This is a genomic window from Streptomyces sp. NPDC001480 (genome assembly GCF_042894725.1).
Classification (GTDB): Bacteria; Actinomycetota; Actinomycetes; order Streptomycetales; family Streptomycetaceae; genus Streptomyces.
Window position 1 is genome coordinate 445906 of record NZ_JBIAVX010000006.1, and the last position, 19295, is coordinate 465200.

Below are 19295 nucleotides of genomic sequence, written 5' to 3' on the forward strand. Positions count from 1 at the left end.
GCGCATGCTCGCCGCCGACCCCGGCGCGAGCATCGCGAGCATCGCCACCGAGGCCGGCGTGGACCGGCGCACCGTCTACCGGCGCTTCGCCTCCCGCGATGACCTCCTCGCGGCCATCTACGCATCCCGCCTGGCAGCCATCGAGCGCGCCATCGAGGACGCCCGGCTGCGCGAAGCACCCGTCGCCGTCGCCCTGCACCGCTACGTCGAGAACATCATCGCCGTCAACCGCACCTGGCCCGTCGACCTCACCCGCATGCTCGCCGACGACGCCGTTCGCGCCCGCCGCGACGCCTCCAGCCGCGAGGTCGACGCCTTTCTGCAGCGCGCCACCGACGAAGGGCTCCTCCGCTCCGGCCTTCCGGAGGGGTGGGCGGCCGCGCTGCTGCCCCAGCTCATGCACCTTGTGTCCCGGCAGATGCCCCAACTGAGCCCGGCACAAGCAGCGGACGTCGTCGTCGACACACTGCTCAACGGCCTCGGACCCTCCCAACGAGCCCACGGCATCCGGTAGTTGTCGTCCTTGCCAATAAGCTGCTGCCCATACCGCCAGCAGGAGGCAATGTGACGGGGCCGCGGCGCGGACGCACGCCGGCGCAGGCACGCGGGTGCTGTTGGAGACGCACGCCGACGTGACCTCGCCCGCCGCGCCGACACCACTGCCCTGACCGCCCGCCGCCGGCTGGAGGCACTGGTGGGCGGCAGGTCCTCGGACTCGCGACCGAAGTCGACCTGGCGCGGCTGCGCATCCGCACCGAGGCACTCCTGTGGATCACCGTCGCACCCGGCGGCCCGGAGGAGACGGGCCACCAGCTCAGCCGCCACCCACAAATCCGCTTCGCCTCCGCCACCACCGGCTCGGCCAACCTCCGCGTGGCCGTCGCCGTGGCCGACCTCAACGCGCTCTACCACTTCACGAGCGACACCATCGGTGCCCTCCCACACGTCTCCACCGTCGAGGTGACCCCCATCCTGAGTGGCGTCAAGAGAACCGGCCTGGACCGCCCAGCCAGCCTCTGAGGCCTTTGGCCAACGCCTCGCTGTGCCCGTGACCAGCGACGGAGCCATTGATCCGGGTGGCCGGACCGGCTGCCCATTCAATTCCCCAGCCGGAAGGGTCGGAGTCGGAAGGCGCGGACAGCCGCCTCGGAAGGGAAGCCGACACATGCCTCCGCTCAAAGCCCATGACCAGGCGCTGGACTTCGAGGACTACGTACGTACACGACACGCCAGTCTGCTGCGCTGTGCCCGGCGCCTCGTCGACGATCCCCTCGACGCCCAGGACCTGCTCCAGACCGCCCTCGCACGGACGTACTGCCATTGGGACGGCATCGCGAACAAGCGGCTCGCCGACGCCTACTTGCGGCGCGTGATGATCAACACCCGCACGGAGTGGTGGCGCTCCAGCAGGCTGAAAGCGGTACCGACCGAGCGGCTGCCCGACACGTCGGTCGAAGACTCCACCGAACAGCATGCCGACCGGGCCCTGCTGATGGACATCATGAAGGTGCTGCCTCCCAAGCAGCGCAACGTCGTCGTGCTGCGGCACTGGGAACAGATGTCCACGGAGGAGACCGCCGCGGCCCTGCGCATGTCGGCCGGGACGGTCAAAAGCACCCTGCACCGGGCACTCGCCCGGCTCCGCGAGGAGCTGGAACGCCGTGGCACCGCCGCGGCGGAGACGTCGAGAACCGACGCAGCACGTACGTCGCTTCACCGACCCGTCTCGGCCCGGGGCGCCGTCGGCACCGGGCGACGGTGCACGATGGCGAGCACCGCGCCCATCGCGATCAGCACCGCGAGCGCCGCGAAGCCGTAGGCGAGCGTGGTGAGTGAGGCGACGGCGGCGACGAGGAGGGGACCACCCGCGTCGCCGAGCTCGCGGCCGAGTTCGGCGGCGCCCATGGTCTGCCCCAGGCGCTCCGTGGGAGTGCTCGCGGCCAGCGTGGCGAAGCCGAGCGGGGTGATCAGGCCCGTGCCGACGCCGATGAGGGCGGCTGCGACGAGGATGCCGGTCAGGCCCGGCAGCATCGCGCAGGCCAGGCCCGCGGCGGTGACCGAGAGTCCCGCGGCCAGGCCGGTGCGCGTGGTGAGGTGACCGTCGTCCAGCGCGCGTCCGGCCCGTGGCTGGACGACGGCGGCACAGCCGGCGAGCACCGACACCGCTGCTCCTGTCGCGACCGCGCCCAGTCCGGCGAGGCGGCCGGAGACGGGCAGGAAACCGACACCGGCCGACAGAGCCGCGGTCCCCGCCGCAAGCGCTGCCGTCGGAGCGAGAAAGGCGGGTTCGGTCAGCCGCCGGGCCAGGTCCAGCACCGTCTGCCGGGCCCTGGGCAGCGGGGGCACGACGGGAACGGCGAGCGCGGCCCAGACGGCGACGGCGCCGCCGAGCACCGCCAGGACCGTGAACAGCAGCCTCAGATTCCCGGTCCACACCAGGACACCGCCGAGCAGCGGGCCCGCGGTGTAGCCAATGGCCTTGTAGAAGCCGTAGCTGCCGAAGGCCCGCCCGTGTTTCGCCGCCGGGTTGAGCCGGGCGACCAGTGCGGAGGCGGACGGCGAGAAGGCGGAGGCCGCGGCTCCCTGCCCGAGTCGGGCGGCCCACAGCCATCCAGGGCTGTCCGCGACGGCGTACACCGCGGATGCGACGGCGAAGGCGGTGAGTCCGCCGAGCAGCACGGGGCGTGCTCCGATGCGGTCGGCGAGGGTGCCGAAGAGCGGCTTCAGGACCACTTCGGCGCCGTCGTAGAGGGCGAGCAGCCCGCCGAGCACCATGAGGGAGGTGACCGCGCCCTCGGGGACGCTGCCGAGGCTGGCGGCGATGCCGTGCGCGCCGAAGGCGGTGGTGAACCCGGCGGCGTACAGCGGCCACATCCGCCGGGGCGGGCGTGGACGGCTCACGGGCATGCTGCCGACGCTCAGCCGGCGTGTCGTTGTGGCAGGTGCGGCTGCTCGGCGTGTTCCCCGCCCAGCAGTTGCGCTGCCTTGTGCTGCGTGTGCGCGGCGGCCATCTGGGCCTCCGCCACGACGTCACCCAGTTCCCGCACCAGGTCCTCGTAGATCGGCATGTGATCGATTTCGCTGGGACTACGTGTCACAGCAGTTCTCCTTCCGATGTTGTGATCTTTTCCGCCCACCGCATCAGGCTCGGTTGAGCCGGGCGGAAATCCCGTGACCGATCAGCAAATAGATGACGGCCGGAAGACCATAATTAAGGACAACGCGTAGGCTTTCCGTGTCCATTGTGAAAATGTCCTGTGCCCATCCGGACAGCCAGTCCGACGTTCCGTGCACAAACTCGACGAACGGGTTCGCCTGGTTCGCGTCGAGGAGGTAGAGCACGATCCACAGCCCCAGGAAACCGGCTGCGACGTCGGCGATCGTGCAGACCGCAAGGGCTGTCCGCCGCGCGGCGGCCTGGTTGCGGGCGGGGCGGCCGGACCCCGGTGACTGGTCGTAGGCCTGGTATCCGGAAACCGGGTCGGTGCTGTTCACAAAAAATTCCGATCTGACGCGTGTTCTGCCGAAGGGGTCACCAAAGGCGCCGAGATTCAGCACCGGCCGGTGATTCGTTCCGCTTACTTCTGCGCCTTGGTAGCACCGTCGTGTTACACCACCTTCTACGTCATCCCGAATTCTCATCGAGACGCGCCGTGTTCTGGAGCCGTGCGAAAGCTGATGTGTGAGGTGAGGCCGCGGCGAGGGTGTAGGTGACGATCGTCAGGCCGGGGTCGGCGGGGATTTCGAGGGCGTCGTAGTCGAGGTCGAGGTCGCCGACGTCGGGGTGACGGAAGCGCTGTTGGCCGCTGCGGTAGTACTCGACGTCGTGGGCGTCCCAGCGAGCGGTGAACTCGTCGCTGCGTGTGATGAGTTCGTCGATCAGGTCGGCGAGGTCGGTGTTGCCGGGGGTACGGGCGGCTTCGGTGCGCAGGCTGCCGACGGCGTCGTGGGCGATGCCGTTCCAGTCGCGGTAGAAGCGCCGGGCGCGCGGGTCGAGGAGGACGAAACGGGCCAGGTTCGGCGGCCGGTCCTCGGTGTCGAGGGCTTCGCGGTACAGGGCGCGGGCGAGCTGGTTGGTGACGAGGACGTCGAGATGGGCGTTGCGGACGAAGGCGGCGGCGCCGGTCATGGCGTCGAGGACCTGCTGGATGCTGTCGCGCACGTGCACGGCCCCGCCGTCGCGGTCGGCGGCGCGGTGGGGGGTGTTCGCGGCGCGGACGAGGGCGTTCAGGTGGGCGCGTTCGACGTCGTCGAGCTGGAGAGCGGCGGAGAGGCTGTCGAGGATCTCCTCGGAGACCCCGCCGACGTTGCCGCGTTCCAGACGGGTGTAGTGCTCGACGCTGATCGCGGCGAGCTGGGCCACTTCCGAGCGCCGCAGCCCGCTGACCTGGCGCCGCCCGCCGAAGTCGGGCAGACCGGCCTGCCGCGGGGTGATGCGGGCCCGGCGGCTGGTGAGGAAGTTGCGGATGTCCTCGCGGACGCTGTCGGTCGGCACGGCATCAGCGTAGGACACACACCCTGGTGCGGAGGGGCCCTGACAGTACCCCTCCCACCAAGGACTCCCAGGTCAAAGGGGGTGCGTGGTTCCGTGGACGGGTGACCGGGCCGGTGCGCCCGGTATCTGTCCCCATCACGGAAGGATCGTCCACCGTCATGCCCCTCACCGCTTCCATGTGCCGGTCGTCGGAGGCAGCCGCGCCCGGGACGGACCGGCACACCACGGCTACGCTGGCGGCCGCCGTCCTCGGTTTCTTCGTGATCACCCTGGACGCGACGATCGTGAACGTCGCCCTGCCCTCGATACGCGACGCGTTGGGTGGCGGGATCACCGGCCTGGAACGGGTGGTCGACGCCTACACCCTGATGTTCGCCGCCCTGCTGCTGTCCGCCGGTGCCCTGTCGGACCGGATCGGCGCGCGCAAGGCGTTCGCCGGCGGCCTGACCCCGTTCGTCGTCGCGTCCGCGGCATGTGGGCTCGCCCCGTCGCTGCCGGTCCTCATAGCCGCCCGCGCGGTGCAGGGCATCGGCGCGGCCGTGACCATGCCGACCTCGATGGCGCTGGTGCGCCACGCCTTTCCCGGCCCGGCCCGCCGGGCGCGCGCGGGCGCATGATCTTCTGGATCAACCTGCCGGTCGGCCTCCTCACCCTGCTGCTGCTCGCCCGCGCGCCCCACTCGCCGACCCGCCCGGCCCCCTTCGACTGGATCGGGCAGATCACCGCCATCCTCGCGATGGGCGGCCTCACCTTCGGGGCGATCGAAGCGGGAGCGGCCGGGTTCACCGCGCCACAGGTGCTGGCCTCGCTCGGTATCGCGGTCGTGGCGCTGGTCGCGTTCATCACGGCGCAGGCGAGGGTGGCCCACCCGATGGTGCCACTCACCCTGTTCCGGTCCACGACCGTGGTCGTCGCCACCGCCATCGGGTTCACCTTCATGGTCGGCTTCTACGGACTGCCGTTCCTTTTCTCCCTGTACTTCCAGCAACAGCACGGCCTGTCCGCGCTGAACGCCGGAATCGCGTTCCTGCCGATGATGGTGCTCGGCGCCTGCCTCACCCCCTTCTCCGCCCGGATCGCCGAACGCACCGGCCCGCGTGTGCCGGTCGTCGCCGGCCTGATCCTGATCGCGGCCGGATCGATCGCGCTGGCCGCTGTGCCGGCCTCGGTGCCGGTGTGGGTGACCGCGCTGCTGCTGATCCCCGTCGGCCTGTCCGGGCCGCTGGTGATGCCGCCGACCACGGCGTTGCTGCTGGAGCACCTCTCCGCACACCACACCGGCACCGCCGGCGGCGTGTTCAACACCAGCCGGCAAATCGGCGGAGCCCTGGCCGTGGCGGTCTTCGGAGCGCTGCTGTCCACCCCGGCCGGCTTCGAACACGGCCTGCGCGTCAGCGTCCTGCTGGCGGCCGCCGTGGCCTTGGCCGCCTCGCTGGCCGCCCCCCGCATGGGCGCCCGACGCGCCGACGCGTGATCGTCCGCACGACACGGGTTACGAGGCCATGGACGAGCGGCGTGCCATCAATGCCCTGCTGCGCCTCTGATCACAACGCCTCACCGTGTCCAGGCCGGACGGCCCGCCGGCGGCGGCGCCGGGTCAGCCCCTGCCGCTTCGGGCGTCGAGCATGCGGCTGACCATGTCCGAGCGTTCCAGGAGCGTCATGCGGACCACCGGGACCGCTTCGTGGGAGGCCTGCCGGGCCTTTTCGATGTACGTGGGATCCACGGCCTGGGTGGGGAAGAGATGGTTCGTGAAGGCGGCGGCCGCGATCATTCCGCCTTGGTGCAGCTGGGGGATCGAATCCAGGTAGCGCTGGGTGTAGGGCATCAGCAGCGCGTCCTGGGAGGGGCGCCAGAAGGCCGCCGTCACCTGGCCGACCGACTGGACGGGGACCTGGCGGTCCACGACCAGCTTCTGCCAGACCTCCGCCTTCGCGGCGGGGTCGGGCAGGGCGGCTCGTACGGTGAGGGCGCGAATCCAGGCGTCGGGGTCCGGGTCACGTTCCAGCAGGGTGGCGGCCTCGGACGAGACGTCACCGCCGAGTTCCGCCTCCCGGACCAGCGCGCGCCAGCGCAGGTCCACGTCGTCACCCGCCTGTTCGCGGAGCCAAGCCAGGTCGTCCGCGTCAGCCGCCGTGCGGGCCAGACCGCGCAGCGCGACCTGACGGTGGCGGGGACTCACGGCGAGGCGCCGACAGGCTGCCGCGACGTCCGCCGTCAGCCCGTCGCGTTCGCCGGACGGCGCCCACAGTTCGGCGATGTTCGCGGCGAGGGTCAGGTACGGCTCGATCACGGCGTCGGACGTCTCGGCCGTCAGGACCGCCGTGATGCACCGCCCGGCTTCCGTCGCCGTGGCCCTGCCGTTCGTCAGCATGTCCCACACGGTGGACGCGGCCACGGCCCGCGAGACGGCAGTGGGCAGTTGTGCCGCGCTCCGCACGAGGGCGTCCCTCGTCGTGGGGTCCGGGCGGGTCGTGGCGAAGGTCAGGCCGTCGTCGTTGATCAGCAGGACGTCCGCCGCGGGCGGGAGTCCGGTGACCGCGGTGCGGTTCCCCGTCACCTCGACCCGGACCAGCGCGCTGCGTTCCAGCGCTTCGCCGTTCCTGCCGTACGCGCCCACCGCCAGCACCTGCGGACGCGGGGTGCCCGCGGCCACCAGCGTGACGGTCTCGCCGTCACGCTCCAGTGCGAAGCGGTCGGTGCCCGCCGTCTCGAGCCAGGCCGAGCGCCAGGCGTCCAGATCACGGCCGCTGACCTCCGAGAGGGCGTCGATCAGGTCCTGGAGGGTGGTGTTGCCCCACGCGTGTCGGGCGAAGTAGGTGGCCATGCCGGCCGTGAAGCGTTCTTCGCCGACGTACGCCATGAGCTGTTGGAGGACGGAGGCGCCCTTGGGATAGGTGATGCTGTCGAAGATCGACGCGGCCTGGGCGACGTCGTGGATGGGCTGGTGGATCGGGTGGGAGGCGGGGCCCTGGTCGGCCAGGTACGCCCTGAGCTTGCCGCCCACGAGGTGGCTCGCCCACACGTCGGTGTACCGGGTGGCGCGTTCGGCGGCCCAGTGGCAGGCGAACTCGGCGAACGCCTCGTTCAGCCAGAGGTCGTCCCACCAGCGCATGGTGACGATGTTGCCGAACCACATGTGCGCCATCTCGTGCAGCAGCACCCTGGCGAACAGCTCGCGCTCGGCGGGCGTGGGCGTGGCCCGCCGCAGGAACACGTCCGACCAGGTCACGCAGCCGTAGTTCTCCATCGCCCCGCCGAACTCGGGCGTGAACACCTGGTCGTACCGGCGCTGCGGGAACGGCATCGCGAAGGCCTCGCCGAAGAAGGCGAGGCCTTGGCGGGTGAGGGTGAAGATCTCGTCGGCGTCGCGTGCGAGGACCCCGGCGAGCGAGCGGCGGGCGTAGAGGCCCAGGTCATGGCCGTCGGCCTCGTGGCGGATCTCGTGGAACGGGCCCGCGTTGACGACGGTGTTGTACACGGACAGCGGCGGGGTGTCCGGGAAGATCCAGCGGCGGGCCGAGTCCAGTTCCTCGACGCGCGCGTCGCCGGAGTTGCTGATGACCGTCCACGCGGGCGGGGCCGTGACGGTGAACGCGTGCGGGGCCTTGAGATCGGGCTGGTCGAAGCACGCCCAGACGAACCGGGCCTCGTCCGGTTCGAAGCTCGTCCACACATAGACCTCGCCGTCCGCGGGGTCGATGGCCTTGTGCACGCCCTCGCCCGTGGCCGTGTCGGCCTGGACACTCTCCACCCGCAGCACGTTGTGCCCGGCCAGGGCGGGCAGTGGGATACGGCCGTCATCGGTGGGCGTGAGGGGGGTGCCGTTCAGCGTGGCGCTCAGTACCCGTGCCGCGCAGTCCACGAAGGTGTCCGCGCCCGGTTCGTGGCAGATGAAGGTCACGGTGGAGACGCATCGGACCTCGGGTCCCTCGGGCAGGGCCGTGAGATCGACGTCCACGTCGTACCGCTCGACCGTCAGCAACGCGGCCCGTCGCGCGGCTTCGGTACGGGTAAGGCTCCGCGGCCCCATGCGCCCTCCTCTGTCAGACAGCAGGCGTCAGCGTACGACGGAGCCCCCCGGTGACCGCAGGCGTTTTCCGACAGGACGGCCGAACACCGTGCGGGCGCCGGGCGCTGCGCACAGTGACCGAGCTCGAGCCGGCGCCGTGACGAGGGCCGGCGTCTCGAGCTCATCGAAGCCGCCACCCGAGTCATCGCCAAGGAGGGGATCGCGGCGGCGACCATCCGTCGGATCGCGGAAGAGGCAGGAGTGCCCGGCGGCCTCGTCCACTACTGGTTCGCGAACAAGGACGCGCTCCTCCAGGAGGTCCTCGCCGCCGACCTCAACCCGATCCAGAACGCGGTCGCCACGGCCACCGAGGCCGGTGACGGCCTGCTCGAGCAACTCCGGGCGGCGTTCCGGGTCATCGAGCAGGACGACCGCGGCCGCCAGATCACCCCGTACGAGATGACGACCTGGGCACTGCGGAAACCCGAGTTCGCCCACCTGGCGAGGGAGCAGTACGCCTCCTACCGGCAGTTCGGGACGGAGGGCATGTCCGCCTGGGTGGCCGCGACGAACGCCCGGCTGCCTGCCGAGACACCCGTGGCGGGACAGTTCATCGCGGCTCTCTTCGACGGACTCGTCCTGGCCTGGCTCGCCGATCCCGAGAACACGGACGTGGACGCCGTGCTGAGGCTGGCGTGCGACCTCATGGCACCGTTCGCGCCTAACTCGCCAGAATCGCCAGGCACTTCCTGAGGTCACAGCGCCTCTTGACCGTCCTCGTCACGCACCGGCAGCTCGACCGCCTCCCTGACTTCGTCGCGGTCATACGGACCGTGATCCGGGTGCGTGGTGCCCGTCAGATGACGCGGGAAGAGCGGTGGGAGAGGGTGGGGCGGGGATCCAGGAAGCGGCCGGAGGCCGAGAACGCGGCCGCGCTGAAAGCGTCTTCCCGCATGTCGACCGCGGGGAACTCCTTGCAGCCGGTCTGCGGCTCCGCCATGGACTCGCCGAACCGGCAGGCGACGCCGGTCAGCCTGATGGTGATGAAGTCCGCGATCTGCGCCCCGAATTCGATGGGCCTCCCGCCGATGGTGACGTCCCCGACCGCGAAACCCTTGTCCGGTGGCACTTGGTAGACGGCGCGGACCCGGTGCTGCGAGTCGCCCCTCAGATAGTTCCAGTAGCTCTTGGGGTCGGAGCCGTCCGGGGTCTCCCAGCCGTCCGTGGACAGGTCGTCGAAGTACAGGCCGACCGGATCGGCGAGGCTGATGTCGGCCTTCTGGCGGGCCAGGGCGTTGACCCCCGCGCCGATGTGCGGATCGCTGTTGCGCTCCGCCGCGCCGTACTTGCCACAGGCGATGAGCTCCTGCTCGGTGACCAGTTCCCCGCCGTTGACGACGCGCCGGATGGTGGCCGCCGCGGCCAGTTCGATCTCCGCGCCCAGTGTGTTGTTCTGCTGAATCAAGTGCATGGCGCCGTGGCTCGTGGAGTTGTTCCACTTGTTGCGCGGCTGGTACCGGCCGCTCGGCGAGAACAGATCCTCCTTGCGCACGTCCGGACTGATGAATCTCTGGTAGAGATCGAGCGTCTTGTCCGGGTTAGTCTGCGCGAGGATCTCCCAGTACTCGGGACCTTCACAGGTGAAGGTGGCCTGGGTGATCTTTCCCGAGCCGTCGCGGGTCACGCTCCACTCGCAGTACTCGTCCTGCACGTCACGGCTGGCGTCGGCGCGCTGCCACCGCTGGAGGTCGGAAATGGAGGTGATCTTGATGATGCGGGGGAACGCGGTCCATCTGATGGGGGCGCGCTGAACGTCCGCGGCCGTGTCCGTGCTGGTCAGGTTGTAGAACTGCGGTCTTGGGCTGTCGTTCCGTACCTGTTGGGGGTCGGGCCCCTCGATGGCCTCGTCGACCGTGTCGGAGATGAACGTGTTCCATGCCTTGCGGCCGAAGTCGTCCAGGTCGTCGAGGTTGCCGGGAGGTCCGTAGACTTCCAGTGCGGCCATGGCGTTCTCCTTGCTCGTGAGGGCGGAGGGCGGAGGGCGGCGTCAGATCATCTCTGCGACGGTGGCGTCCTCGCGCATCGCCAGCGGCGGGGCACCGGGGGGAATGTCGGTGACCGGCAGAGTGAGTTCGAACTCGTTCAGCTTCATGAGGCGGAACTGTCGACGGCGGTACTCGGCGAGCCTGACGTAGTCGTCGAAGTCGGATTCGGTGCGGATGTGCTCGGTGACCTTGCGCAGATAGGCGTCCACCCGCTGTCCGAACACCGTCCGCCAGTCGTCCTCGGGTACCTGCCAGTGCTCGGCGAAGCGGCCCTCGGGACTGTCGGCGGGCAGGGTTCGCGCGGCCTCCGAAATGGCCTGGGCGAGTTTGTCGCACAACTCCACCGTCTTGGTGGGCGTGGTCGGCACGTACCGCATCAGATGACCGCGGGCAGGACTGAAGACGGGGTTGGGGAAGTCCACCATCAACACACAGGCGGCGAACCTGGCCGGGACAAGCCCTTTGCGGATCATCTGCCGGACCACTTCGTTGTCCTCGTGGGCGGCCTCGGGCACCACGAAGGCGAAGAACGTGTCGCCTGCCTGGGAGAACACGCTGTGGTTCTCCTCCAGCCGGAATCCGAACCGGGTCAGGCCGGCCAGGTACCGGGCGGCCGGTGCCCTGGGCGGGACGGCCTGGGTGAACAGGCGAAGGTCGTCGAACAGGACGTCCTGGTTCAGCCAGAAGCCCGTGGGCAGCGTCAGTTCGGGACTGTCCGCCGTGATGGTGCTGCTCTGCCTGTCGGTGCTGGTCAGGTTGACCGTGGTGCTCGTGAAGAGGTGGCGCAGCAATCGGTCAGGATGGTCCACGACGCCGTTCGCGGTGACCGCGGCCAGGCGGGCCGCCGTCCAGCGGGTGATGAGGGACCTGACGGTCAGTTCCAGCTGCTGGGCTCCGACGACCTGCTGGAACAGCTCGTCATGGCGCAGCGGGTCGTCCTCGGCGAGCCGGATCGTGGCCCGTTCGGATTGCCAGTTGATCCAGGGGATCCGCAACTCCTTCATCACGACGCCGCCGTTGACATGGCTGTCGAAGCAGGCCCGGCCGCGCGATTCCGGTTCCAATGCGTGCCATGAGTTGCCCACCCACACCCAGCTGGAACCGAGCCGGGCATAGAAGTTGAAGACCTTCGCTTCGGGATCCCACGCCGCGACCTGGAGGAAGCCCTGCTCGGGGTCGCCGCCCGCCTGGGTGCTGATGAGAAGGTCGGTCTGGTCGCCCCGCACGGCGGTGGTGATCGCGAACCGCATGTCGCGTTCGCCGAGGGCATCCGGCGGGATCTGCCCGGCCTCGCTGATCAGATACACCTTGCGGGAGGCGGTGGCCGTCGCCGGGAGTTGGGACAGCAGGTCCCGCACGGTGGTGGGGAACTTGCCCGCACGGAAGAACCCGACCGCCATGGCGTCGCCCAGCGCGGCCAGTTCCTCGTCGCTGACGGGCCGCGCCCGGTCGTCCCTGCCGATGACCTCCCGGTACAGCCGTCCGGGCGCCAGCACGGTGGAACCGGCCGTGTGGGCGGCGTCGGCCTCCTCCAGACCGGTTGTTCTCATCCAGGCTGTCGCCCGCCGCGGACGCGTGTGGTCGGGCATCGCCTCTCCACTCCTGAACGAGAACTCTCCCAGTGGGGCTGAATATCACATTATGTATAAATCCATACCCGCCGCGGATATCCACTCCGGCCCCGGATCCACCCTGATGGCCCACGGCGTGCTCAGCCCATGGGCCCCTCCCCCGTGCGGACCAGCCGCCAGACCTCGGTGAAATGCTCTGGGAGCGTGCCCGGGAGCAGGTCGAAGGCTCCCACCTCGCTCCCGTCGGCGCTGCCGCCCTGCCAGCCGCCGGCCGCGATGATGTCAGGCGAAGTACCACTGGTCGGAGTGCGGGCGCCGCCGGGGCAGGCGCGTGGTGGCGGCGAGCGCGCCGAGCAGGGCGAGGGCGGTAAGACGATGAGCATCCTCCGCCGGCCGAGGAGGTCCGTGAGGGCTCCGCCTGCCAGGCGGCTGAGCAGGATGCCTGCCTACATCCCCGCGGCCACCGTGGCGACGCCGGTCGCGCGGCGCCCGGGCCGGGCATGCCGGCCCGCGATGGTGCCGGCCTGGGCGGCGACGCCGGCGGCCGCGCCGATGAGCAGGTAGGCGGCCGGCAGCACACCCGCGCCGGGTGCGGCCGCGGCGAGAGTGAGGGCGGCGGCCAGCGCGGCCGGCTGTGCGGCCAGCAGCCGGTTGGGGGCAAGCCGGCCGGCGAGGGGAAGCAGGAGCGCGAAGCCGGTCATGCAGCCGGCGAGCGCGGCCGTCGGTACGAGGCCGATCAGGGAGACGGGGACGCCCAGTTCGGCGGCGACCGCGGTGAGCGCGGGCTGGATGGCGTAGTTGTTCGCTGTCGCCGTCCCGGCTGTGCAGGCTGGCAGGAACGTGCCGCCTCGCTGAAGGGGACGGCTCATGGTTGCGTGCCGCGGGTGAGGATGACGGCGTAACGGCACTGCGCGTCGGTGGCGTTGACGAAGACCCGCGGGGCCGGGTCCCCGAGTTCGATGGTGTCGCCCGCGTCGAGTTGGTGGACCGTGTCGCCGTCGTGGAAGGTCAGGCGGCCGTCGAGGACCCAGACGACCTGCCGGACGAACGCGAAGGCCGCCGCCGGATACGGGACCCGGGCTCCGGCCGGCAGATGGATCTCCGCGATTTCCGCGGGGAAGCGCGGGCCGGTGATCTGTCGGCGCCGGTAGCCGGTGTCGGGGTCGCGCCACTCGGCCGCGTCGGCCCGGCGGCGCACTCCCGGGGTGGCCTCCGTGTCCTCCTCCGTGTCCTCGTGTGTCCCTTCGGCCAGGGCGAGCAGGGAGGCGACGCTGAGCTGGAATGCGGCGGACAGCTTGCCGAGGACGACGGCGGTGGGGCTGCTCTCGCCACGCTCGATCCGGCTGATCATGGCCTGGGAGACGCCGGAGGCGTCCGCGAGCTGCGCCAGGGTCCATCGGCGGCGCTCCCGTTCGGTGCGCACTCGGGCCGCGATCTGCCCCACCAGGGGATCTACTATGTTGGACATGAATCCAATATACGAGAGAAGCAGGCTGGTGGGTGTGCGCCCGGCGCGCTCCGCGGACGTGGACGTCATCCGCGCCATCCGCAACCACGCGATCGAGCACTCGACGGCCCTGTGGACGCAGACCCCGCAGTCCCCTGCCGAGGGGGCGGCCTGGCTGGCGGTCCACCTGGAGCGCGGCTCCGCGTTCGTGGCCGAGGTGGAGGGCGATGTGGTCGGGTTCGCGGTCTACGGTCCGTGGCGGGACTTGGACGGATACCGGCACACGGTGGAGGACTCCGTCTACGTCCGCGAGGACCGGCACGGGCTCGGTGTCGGCTCCGCGCTGCTGGCCGCCCTGATCGCCTCGGCGCGCGAGGCAGGCCACCACGTCGTGATCGCCGGTATCGAAGCCGAGAACACCGCGTCGATCCGGCTGCACGAACGGTTCGGGTTCCACCACGTCGGCACGGTGCCGGAGGTCGGCACCAAGTTCGGCCGGTGGCTCGACCTGACGATCATGCGGCTGGCCCTCTCCTGAACGCCGACGCCCGGGCTTGCGGCAAGGGAGGCCGCATGGGCGGCGGTTGCCGTCGGCCGGTCAGTGCCGTTCCGGTGGCTCGTAGCCGCCGGTGGCCGGGTCCGGTCCGGGATGGTGGTGTACCGCGCCGGTGCCCATGTCGATCGTGGCGCGTGTCCGCATCGGGCCGGCACCTCGGCGGGAGAGCAGCGCGACGTCGGCCACGCGGGCGTGCAGCACGCCGAGCCGGGCGGCACATTCGGCCGCGAGGACGCGCGGGACGCGAGTGCGCCCGAGCGAGAGGTGCGGGGTGAAGCGCGGGAAACGGTCCGTGCAGGACGGGAAGGGCTCCGCCAGCGCGCGCCGTAGCTCCGCCCAGGGCGCGGCACCGGCCGCCGCGGGGTCGAGCCACACGGTGGCGTAGGACCGGTGGCGGAAGGCGCGGACCCCGCCGAGCCGGATGTCGAAGGGCCGGCACCCCGCGGCCGCTGCGGCCAGCAGCGGGAGTGCCGTCGGGAAGTCCTCCTCCGGTACGAAGCCGAAGAGCAGGTTCACGTGCGGCGGCCAACGGCGGATCTGCGGATCGTGCTCGACCCGGATGCGCTGGATGGCGGGCCACAGGCCGGCCGGGGGAAGCCACGCCACGGCGGTCCGGGGCGTGGGTGCCGACGCGAGGTGGCCGGGACCCGTGGCCGGGCCGGGCGGGTCGGGTGTCGCGGGGCGGGGCACAGCTTCAGCATGCGCTGGGCCTGCCCGGTCAGCCACCGCCCCGCAGCGCTCGGGACAGCCCCAGTGCAGCCGTCCGTACGGCCGGGGCGAGTTGGGCCGGACTGAAGCGCGCGCGGGGTACGGCCACGGAGAGGGCGGCGACCGTCGTGCCACCGGAGAAGACGGGGGCCGCGATGCAGCTCACGCCGAGGGCGGCCTCCTGCTCCTCGTAGGCCAGCCCGGAGACCTGGATCTTCTCCAGGGCCATGCGCAGACGTGCCGGGTCGATGATGGAGTGGGGGGTGAGGCTGGGCAGCGGCCGGGACAGCACCTCCTCGGTCAGCTGGGCGCCCGAGAAGGCGAGCAGGGCCTTGCCGACGCCGGTGCAGCTCAGCGGCAGGCTGCCGCCGATGCGGGAGGGCAGCCTCAGGGCCTCGTGGCCGTGGATGCGTTCGAGATAGACCACCTCCAGCCCCTCCCGTACGCCGAGGTGGACGGTCTCGCGAGTGGCCTCGAACAGGTCCTGGAGGAAGGGCAGCGCCGTAAGGTGTCGGTGTTCCTGGAGGTCGAGGGCGCCGCACACCATCTCCCGGCCTACGCCGGAAACCTCGACATCATGACCTCGGCCGCACTGCGCACCGCGGAACGCATGGCCGCCCACCGCGCCACCGAGAGGGCCGCACGATGACCCGTCTGTACGTCCAGGACGTGACCCTGCGGGACGGCATGCACGCCGTCCGGCACCGCTACACCGTCGACCAGGCCCGGACCATCGCCGCCGCCCTGGACGCCGCCGGTGTGGCCGCCATCGAGATCGCGCACGGCGACGGCCTGGCGGGCTCCAGCATCAACTACGGCGTCGGCGCCCACACCGACTGGGAGTGGATCGAGGCCGTCGCCGACGCCGCGCACCACGCGGTGCCCACCACTTTGCTGCTGCCCGGCATCGGCACCCTGCACGACCTCCGGCAGGCACACCGGCTCGGCGTCCGGTCCGTACGCGTCGCGACCCACTGCACCGAGGCCGACATCTCCGCCCAGCACATCGCCGCCGCCCGTGGGCTGGGCATGGACGTCGCCGGGTTCCTGATGATGTCCCACATGGCCGAGCCCGCCGAACTGGCCCGCCAGGCGAAGCTGATGGAGTCCTACGGCGCCCACTGCGTCTACGTCACCGACTCCGGCGGACGGCTCACCATGGACGGGGTCCGCGACCGCTTCCGCGCCTACCGCGACGTACTCGACCCGGGCACCGAGCTCGGCATCCACGCCCACCACAACCTCGCCCTGGGCGTCGCCAACACCGTCGTCGCCGTCGAGAGCGGCGCGGTACGGGTCGACGCCTCGCTCGCCGGGCAGGGCGCGGGCGCCGGCAACTGCCCGCTGGAGGCGTTCGTCGCGGTCGCCGACCTCATGGACTGGGAGCACGGCTGTGAACTGTTCCCGCTGATGGACGCCGCCGACGATCTCGTACGTCCCCTCCAGGACCGCGAGGTGCGCGTGGACCGCGAGACGCTGAGCCTCGGCTACGCGGGCGTGTACTCCAGCTTCCTGCGCCACGCCGAGGCCGCCGCCACCCGGTACGGCCTCGACACCCGCGGCATCCTCGTCGAGGCGGGTCGCCGGCGCATGGTCGGCGGCCAGGAGGACTTGATCACCGACATCGACCTGGACCTGACGCTTCCCGGTCCGCCCTCGACACCCTGTGCCACAACCTCCGCTCCATAGGGGACCGCGTTCAGCGCGGAGTCACCCAGCCCGGCACCCAGGTCCCGGCGGCGTCATGGCCGGCCGTCGTGGCGGCGAGGTGGGCACGGAGTGCGGCCAGGGCCGGGTGGGGGTTGTCACGGCGCCACAGGAGCGAGTGCGGGTAGACGGGCGTCGGGTCGGTCACCGGGATGCGGCGCAGGCCGTGGTCGGCGGGCCAGATGAGGCGGGTGTGCTCGCCCATGAAGGTGGCCAGAGCCGGGGTGTCGGCGATGGTGTCGAGAAGCGCGTCGGAGCCGAAGTTGGGGCCGGTCGCCTCGATGGTGAGGCCGAATTCGGCGACGAGGTCGTCGTAGTAGGCGGCCCACTCGGTGCCGGGGGCGAGGCCGGGCATCCAGATCCGGTGCCCGGCGAGCTGGGCGAGGGTCACCGACCGGGCGCGCGCCAGTGCGTGGGTGGGGCCGGTGAGGAGCTGGAGCGGCTCGTCGAGCACCCGGACGGACTCGATGTCCTCGGGAAGGGGACGCCCGGGCACGGCGACGGCGCGGAAGGACGCGTCGACCGTACCGGAGCGGATGGCGGCGACGGTCGTGTCGATGTCGAACAGCATCAGCACGTCGAGGTCGATCTCGGGGTGCGCGCGGTGGAAGCCGCGCATCATGCCCGCTGCCGCGCCGCGCGAGGCGATCACGTCGACGCGCAGCGGACGGCCGCCGGTGCGCACGGACGCGACCGCGCGCTCGGCGACGCGCAGCAGCTCGCGTGCGTGGGGCAGGAACGCCTGCCCGTCGATGGTGAGCTCGGCTCCGCGCGGGGTGCGGGTGAACAGCCGCACGCCGAGGTTGCGCTCCAGCGCGGCGATGCGCTTGGAGACGGCCTGCTGGGTGACCGACAGGTCGACGGCGGCCTTCTGGAACTGGCCCGCGTCCGCGAGGGCGACGAAGGTCCGTACTGCTTCGAGGTCCACGCCGCTTCACCTTATTGAACAACGGACGGTTGTGCACGGCAGACATGAGGTCGCCCGGCGCGCCCTCCCCGGCCCCCTCCGGGGTGCGGCCTAGCGGCGGGTGAGGTGGGTGAGGGTGACGCCGTTGGGGAAGGCGGTGCGTTCGGCAACGTCGAAGGCGGTGGGGTCGAAGGCGCCGTCGAAGGCCGGGATCCCGGCGCCGGCAACGACGGGGTAGCTCTTGATCACCAGTTCGTCGATCTCGGGCAGCAGGGCGCCCGCGAGCTTGCCGCCGCCGCAGAGCCAGACGTCCAGCCCCGCGCTCTCCTCCCCCTTGAGTTCGCGCACGAGCGCGAGCGGGTCGCCCGGAACGACGGTGACGGCCGGGTCGGTGTCGGGCTCGAGGGTGCTGGACACCACGTACTGGCGCAGGTGCGCGTACGGGCTGGTGATCCCGGCGTCGAGGGCGGGACGGTAGGTGCCGAGGCCCATGACGACGGTGTCGAAGTGACGGGTGGGCGCGTCGGTCAGGCCGACCGCGGCACGGTAGGCGGTCGGGAGCGTCTCGGGGAAGAGTGCGTTGGTCCAGGCGGAGTAGGCGGCGGCCTGCTGTTCGTCGCCGCTCGGGAAGAAGTCGTACTCGCCGCCGGGGCCGGCGATGCGGCCGTCGAGCGAGACACCGACGTAGTACACGAGCTTTCGCAACTGGTGACTCCGTACGTAGTACTCTGACTGAAGTGGTCTGAACGTAGTACTACAACTGGAGTGGTGTCAATGGTGAGACGAAACGACCAGCGGCGCGCCGCCCTCGTCGACGCCGCGATCGAGGTGCTGGCCAGGGAAGGTGCCCGCGGTCTCACCTTCCGGGCGGTGGACACCGAGGCCGCCGTTCCCGCCGGGACCGCGTCCAACTACTTCGCGAGCCGCGACGATCTGCTCACCCAGGCGGGTGCCCGTGTCTATGAGCGGCTCCAGCCGGACGAGGCCACGATCGCTCGCCAGCAGGCGGCCGACCGCGACCGGGAGACCTACGCGGAGCTGATGCGCGAACTCGTCAGCCGTGTCGCGTCCTTCCGCACCGGCTACCTGGCACTGCTCGAACTGCGCCTGGAGGCCACCCGCCGGCCCGAACTGCGCAGGGTGCTCACCGAGCGGGTCCGGGCCGACGTCGACGCCAACGTCGCCTACCACGAGGCCTCGGGCCTGCCGGGCGACGCCATGGCCGTCAAGCTGCTCATGCTGGCCCTGAACTGGCTGATCGTCGAGCAGCTCACCCTGCCGGACGTCTTCACGGAGGAGGAGCGTGAACAGCTGGTGACGGCCGCGGTGGAGCGCATCGTGGCCGCGGACCCGCGCTCGGCCGGGCGAATGTGATCGTCGGTGGCCTCGCCGGAGCCGGGTACCGGCGTGAAGGCGGCGGGTCAGCCGTTCATGGCCTCGCGTACGAGTGCGGTGTCGACGAACTGCTCGAAGCGGACGATGAGCCCGCCACGTACGACGAAGTGGTGGGCGACACGGACGTCGATCGGCTTGCCGGTGGCCTTGTTGGTCGCGGTGTAGCGGGCGAGGACGACGACGTTCTCGCCGTCCACGACGTAGGTGTCGTCGTGCGCGGTCCAGCCGTCCCAGTCCTGGCCGAGCCGCTCCATGACGTTCGAGGTGACGCCCTCGGGGGTGCGGTAGGTGCCGGCCAGCGGGAAGCCGGCCATCTCCGTCCACTCCACGTCGGGGGCGAGGGTGGCCCGCAGGGCTTGGAGGTCACCGGCCGCCGAGGCCAGGTACTGACGGCGTACGACGTCGGCGGGCGCGGTGGAATCGGCGAAGTCGGTGCTTTCGTACGCCATGGC

General features: G+C 71.1%; 22 protein-coding genes and 2 pseudogenes. 10 read left to right on the plus strand and 14 right to left on the minus strand.

Annotation, left to right across the window (positions count from 1 at the left end; all coding sequences use genetic code 11):
* The first annotated feature begins 4 nt into the window (after positions 1-4).
* The 3 genes from ACFY01_RS17620 (at position 5) to ACFY01_RS17630 (ending at position 1819) form a co-directional block, all read left to right on the plus strand.
* A complete protein-coding gene (locus ACFY01_RS17620) occupies positions 5-514 on the plus strand; it encodes a TetR/AcrR family transcriptional regulator (protein ID WP_390736702.1) in 510 nt (169 codons plus the stop codon).
* A gap of 257 nt (positions 515-771) precedes the next feature.
* Complete coding sequence (locus ACFY01_RS17625; protein ID WP_390736703.1) at positions 772-1020, plus strand: Lrp/AsnC family transcriptional regulator; 249 nt, start codon at positions 772-774, stop codon at positions 1018-1020.
* Positions 1021-1165: 145 nt separating this feature from the next.
* Complete coding sequence (locus ACFY01_RS17630) at positions 1166-1819, plus strand: SigE family RNA polymerase sigma factor (RefSeq protein WP_390736598.1); 654 nt, start codon at positions 1166-1168, stop codon at positions 1817-1819.
* Here the strand turns inward: ACFY01_RS17630 and ACFY01_RS17635 are convergent.
* From ACFY01_RS17635 to ACFY01_RS17650, 4 genes are all read right to left on the minus strand, one after another.
* The gene (locus tag ACFY01_RS17635; protein ID WP_390736704.1) at positions 1714-2874 is read right to left on the minus strand and encodes an MFS transporter; all 1161 of its coding nucleotides are present in this window, start codon (positions 2872-2874) and stop codon (positions 1714-1716) included. The two genes, ACFY01_RS17630 and ACFY01_RS17635, sit on opposite strands and share 106 nt — an antisense overlap.
* Before the next feature lie 44 nt (positions 2875-2918).
* Positions 2919-3098 (minus strand): hypothetical protein, encoded by a 180-nt coding sequence (locus ACFY01_RS17640; RefSeq protein ID WP_390736599.1) that lies wholly within the window; start codon positions 3096-3098, stop codon positions 2919-2921.
* 43 nt (positions 3099-3141) lie between these two features.
* Complete coding sequence (locus tag ACFY01_RS17645) at positions 3142-3495, minus strand: hypothetical protein (protein ID WP_390736705.1); 354 nt, start codon at positions 3493-3495, stop codon at positions 3142-3144.
* 130 nt (positions 3496-3625) lie between these two features.
* On the minus strand, positions 3626-4495 hold the full coding sequence (locus tag ACFY01_RS17650) for a helix-turn-helix transcriptional regulator (protein ID WP_390736600.1): 870 nt from the start codon (positions 4493-4495) through the stop codon (positions 3626-3628).
* A 158-nt stretch (positions 4496-4653) separates the two neighbouring features.
* On the opposite strand from ACFY01_RS17650, the gene ACFY01_RS17655 reads away from it, so the two are divergent.
* Both ACFY01_RS17655 and ACFY01_RS17660 read left to right on the plus strand, forming a co-directional pair.
* Positions 4654-5112, plus strand: coding sequence for an MFS transporter (locus tag ACFY01_RS17655; protein ID WP_390736601.1), 459 nt, complete (start codon positions 4654-4656; stop codon positions 5110-5112).
* The gene (locus tag ACFY01_RS17660) at positions 5109-5969 is read left to right on the plus strand and encodes an MFS transporter (protein WP_390736602.1); all 861 of its coding nucleotides are present in this window, start codon (positions 5109-5111) and stop codon (positions 5967-5969) included. Before ACFY01_RS17655 ends, ACFY01_RS17660 begins: the two co-directional genes overlap by 4 nt.
* Before the next feature lie 123 nt (positions 5970-6092).
* On the opposite strand, the gene pepN is transcribed toward ACFY01_RS17660, so the two are convergent.
* Positions 6093-8528, minus strand: coding sequence for an aminopeptidase N (pepN, locus tag ACFY01_RS17665; RefSeq protein ID WP_390736603.1), 2436 nt, complete (start codon positions 8526-8528; stop codon positions 6093-6095).
* A 162-nt stretch (positions 8529-8690) separates the two neighbouring features.
* Between pepN and ACFY01_RS17670 the strand changes: the two genes are divergently transcribed.
* On the plus strand, positions 8691-9260 hold the full coding sequence (locus tag ACFY01_RS17670; RefSeq protein WP_390736706.1) for a TetR/AcrR family transcriptional regulator: 570 nt from the start codon (positions 8691-8693) through the stop codon (positions 9258-9260).
* A 103-nt stretch (positions 9261-9363) separates the two neighbouring features.
* Here ACFY01_RS17670 and ACFY01_RS17675 read toward each other — a convergent pair whose 3' ends face one another.
* From ACFY01_RS17675 to ACFY01_RS17690, 4 genes are all read right to left on the minus strand, one after another.
* On the minus strand, positions 9364-10512 hold the full coding sequence (locus ACFY01_RS17675; RefSeq protein ID WP_390736604.1) for a hypothetical protein: 1149 nt from the start codon (positions 10510-10512) through the stop codon (positions 9364-9366).
* Between the two features lie 42 nt (positions 10513-10554).
* The gene (locus ACFY01_RS17680; protein ID WP_390736605.1) at positions 10555-12102 is read right to left on the minus strand and encodes a hypothetical protein; all 1548 of its coding nucleotides are present in this window, start codon (positions 12100-12102) and stop codon (positions 10555-10557) included.
* 467 nt (positions 12103-12569) lie between these two features.
* Entirely contained in the window at positions 12570-12992 is a 423-nt protein-coding gene (locus ACFY01_RS17685; protein ID WP_390736606.1) for a hypothetical protein, read from the minus strand.
* Positions 12989-13591, minus strand: a complete 603-nt coding sequence (locus ACFY01_RS17690; protein WP_390736607.1) for a helix-turn-helix domain-containing protein — start codon at positions 13589-13591, stop codon at positions 12989-12991. Before ACFY01_RS17690 ends, ACFY01_RS17685 begins: the two co-directional genes overlap by 4 nt.
* Here ACFY01_RS17690 and ACFY01_RS17695 point away from each other — a divergent pair.
* Positions 13590-14108, plus strand: a complete 519-nt coding sequence (locus ACFY01_RS17695) for a GNAT family N-acetyltransferase (protein ID WP_390736608.1) — start codon at positions 13590-13592, stop codon at positions 14106-14108. The two genes, ACFY01_RS17690 and ACFY01_RS17695, sit on opposite strands and share 2 nt — an antisense overlap.
* 60 nt (positions 14109-14168) lie before the next feature.
* Here ACFY01_RS17695 and ACFY01_RS17700 read toward each other — a convergent pair whose 3' ends face one another.
* Both ACFY01_RS17700 and ACFY01_RS17705 read right to left on the minus strand, forming a co-directional pair.
* Entirely contained in the window at positions 14169-14816 is a 648-nt protein-coding gene (locus ACFY01_RS17700) for a 2'-5' RNA ligase family protein (protein WP_390736609.1), read from the minus strand.
* Between the two features lie 28 nt (positions 14817-14844).
* Positions 14845-15339 (minus strand): annotated as a pseudogene (locus ACFY01_RS17705) (IclR family transcriptional regulator); the annotation flags it as partial.
* Here ACFY01_RS17705 and ACFY01_RS17710 point away from each other — a divergent pair.
* A pseudogene (locus ACFY01_RS17710) lies at positions 15334-15483 on the plus strand (acetaldehyde dehydrogenase (acetylating)); the annotation flags it as partial. The pseudogenes ACFY01_RS17705 and ACFY01_RS17710 sit on opposite strands and share 6 nt — an antisense overlap.
* Positions 15480-16523, plus strand: coding sequence for a 4-hydroxy-2-oxovalerate aldolase (dmpG, locus tag ACFY01_RS17715; RefSeq protein WP_390736610.1), 1044 nt, complete (start codon positions 15480-15482; stop codon positions 16521-16523). The pseudogene ACFY01_RS17710 and the gene dmpG, both read left to right, overlap by 4 nt.
* A 10-nt stretch (positions 16524-16533) precedes the next feature.
* Here dmpG and ACFY01_RS17720 read toward each other — a convergent pair whose 3' ends face one another.
* Positions 16534-17469 carry a LysR family transcriptional regulator gene (locus ACFY01_RS17720; RefSeq protein ID WP_390736611.1) on the minus strand — a complete coding sequence of 312 codons (936 nt, stop codon included), beginning with the start codon at positions 17467-17469 and terminating at the stop codon, positions 16534-16536.
* A 90-nt stretch (positions 17470-17559) separates the two neighbouring features.
* Entirely contained in the window at positions 17560-18153 is a 594-nt protein-coding gene (locus tag ACFY01_RS17725) for a dihydrofolate reductase family protein (protein ID WP_390736612.1), read from the minus strand.
* Between the two features lie 69 nt (positions 18154-18222).
* Between ACFY01_RS17725 and ACFY01_RS17730 the strand changes: the two genes are divergently transcribed.
* The gene (locus ACFY01_RS17730) at positions 18223-18822 is read left to right on the plus strand and encodes a TetR/AcrR family transcriptional regulator (protein WP_390736613.1); all 600 of its coding nucleotides are present in this window, start codon (positions 18223-18225) and stop codon (positions 18820-18822) included.
* A 47-nt stretch (positions 18823-18869) separates the two neighbouring features.
* On the opposite strand, the gene ACFY01_RS17735 is transcribed toward ACFY01_RS17730, so the two are convergent.
* Positions 18870-19292 carry a nuclear transport factor 2 family protein gene (locus ACFY01_RS17735; protein ID WP_390736614.1) on the minus strand — a complete coding sequence of 141 codons (423 nt, stop codon included), beginning with the start codon at positions 19290-19292 and terminating at the stop codon, positions 18870-18872.
* Positions 19293-19295 lie beyond the last annotated feature (3 nt).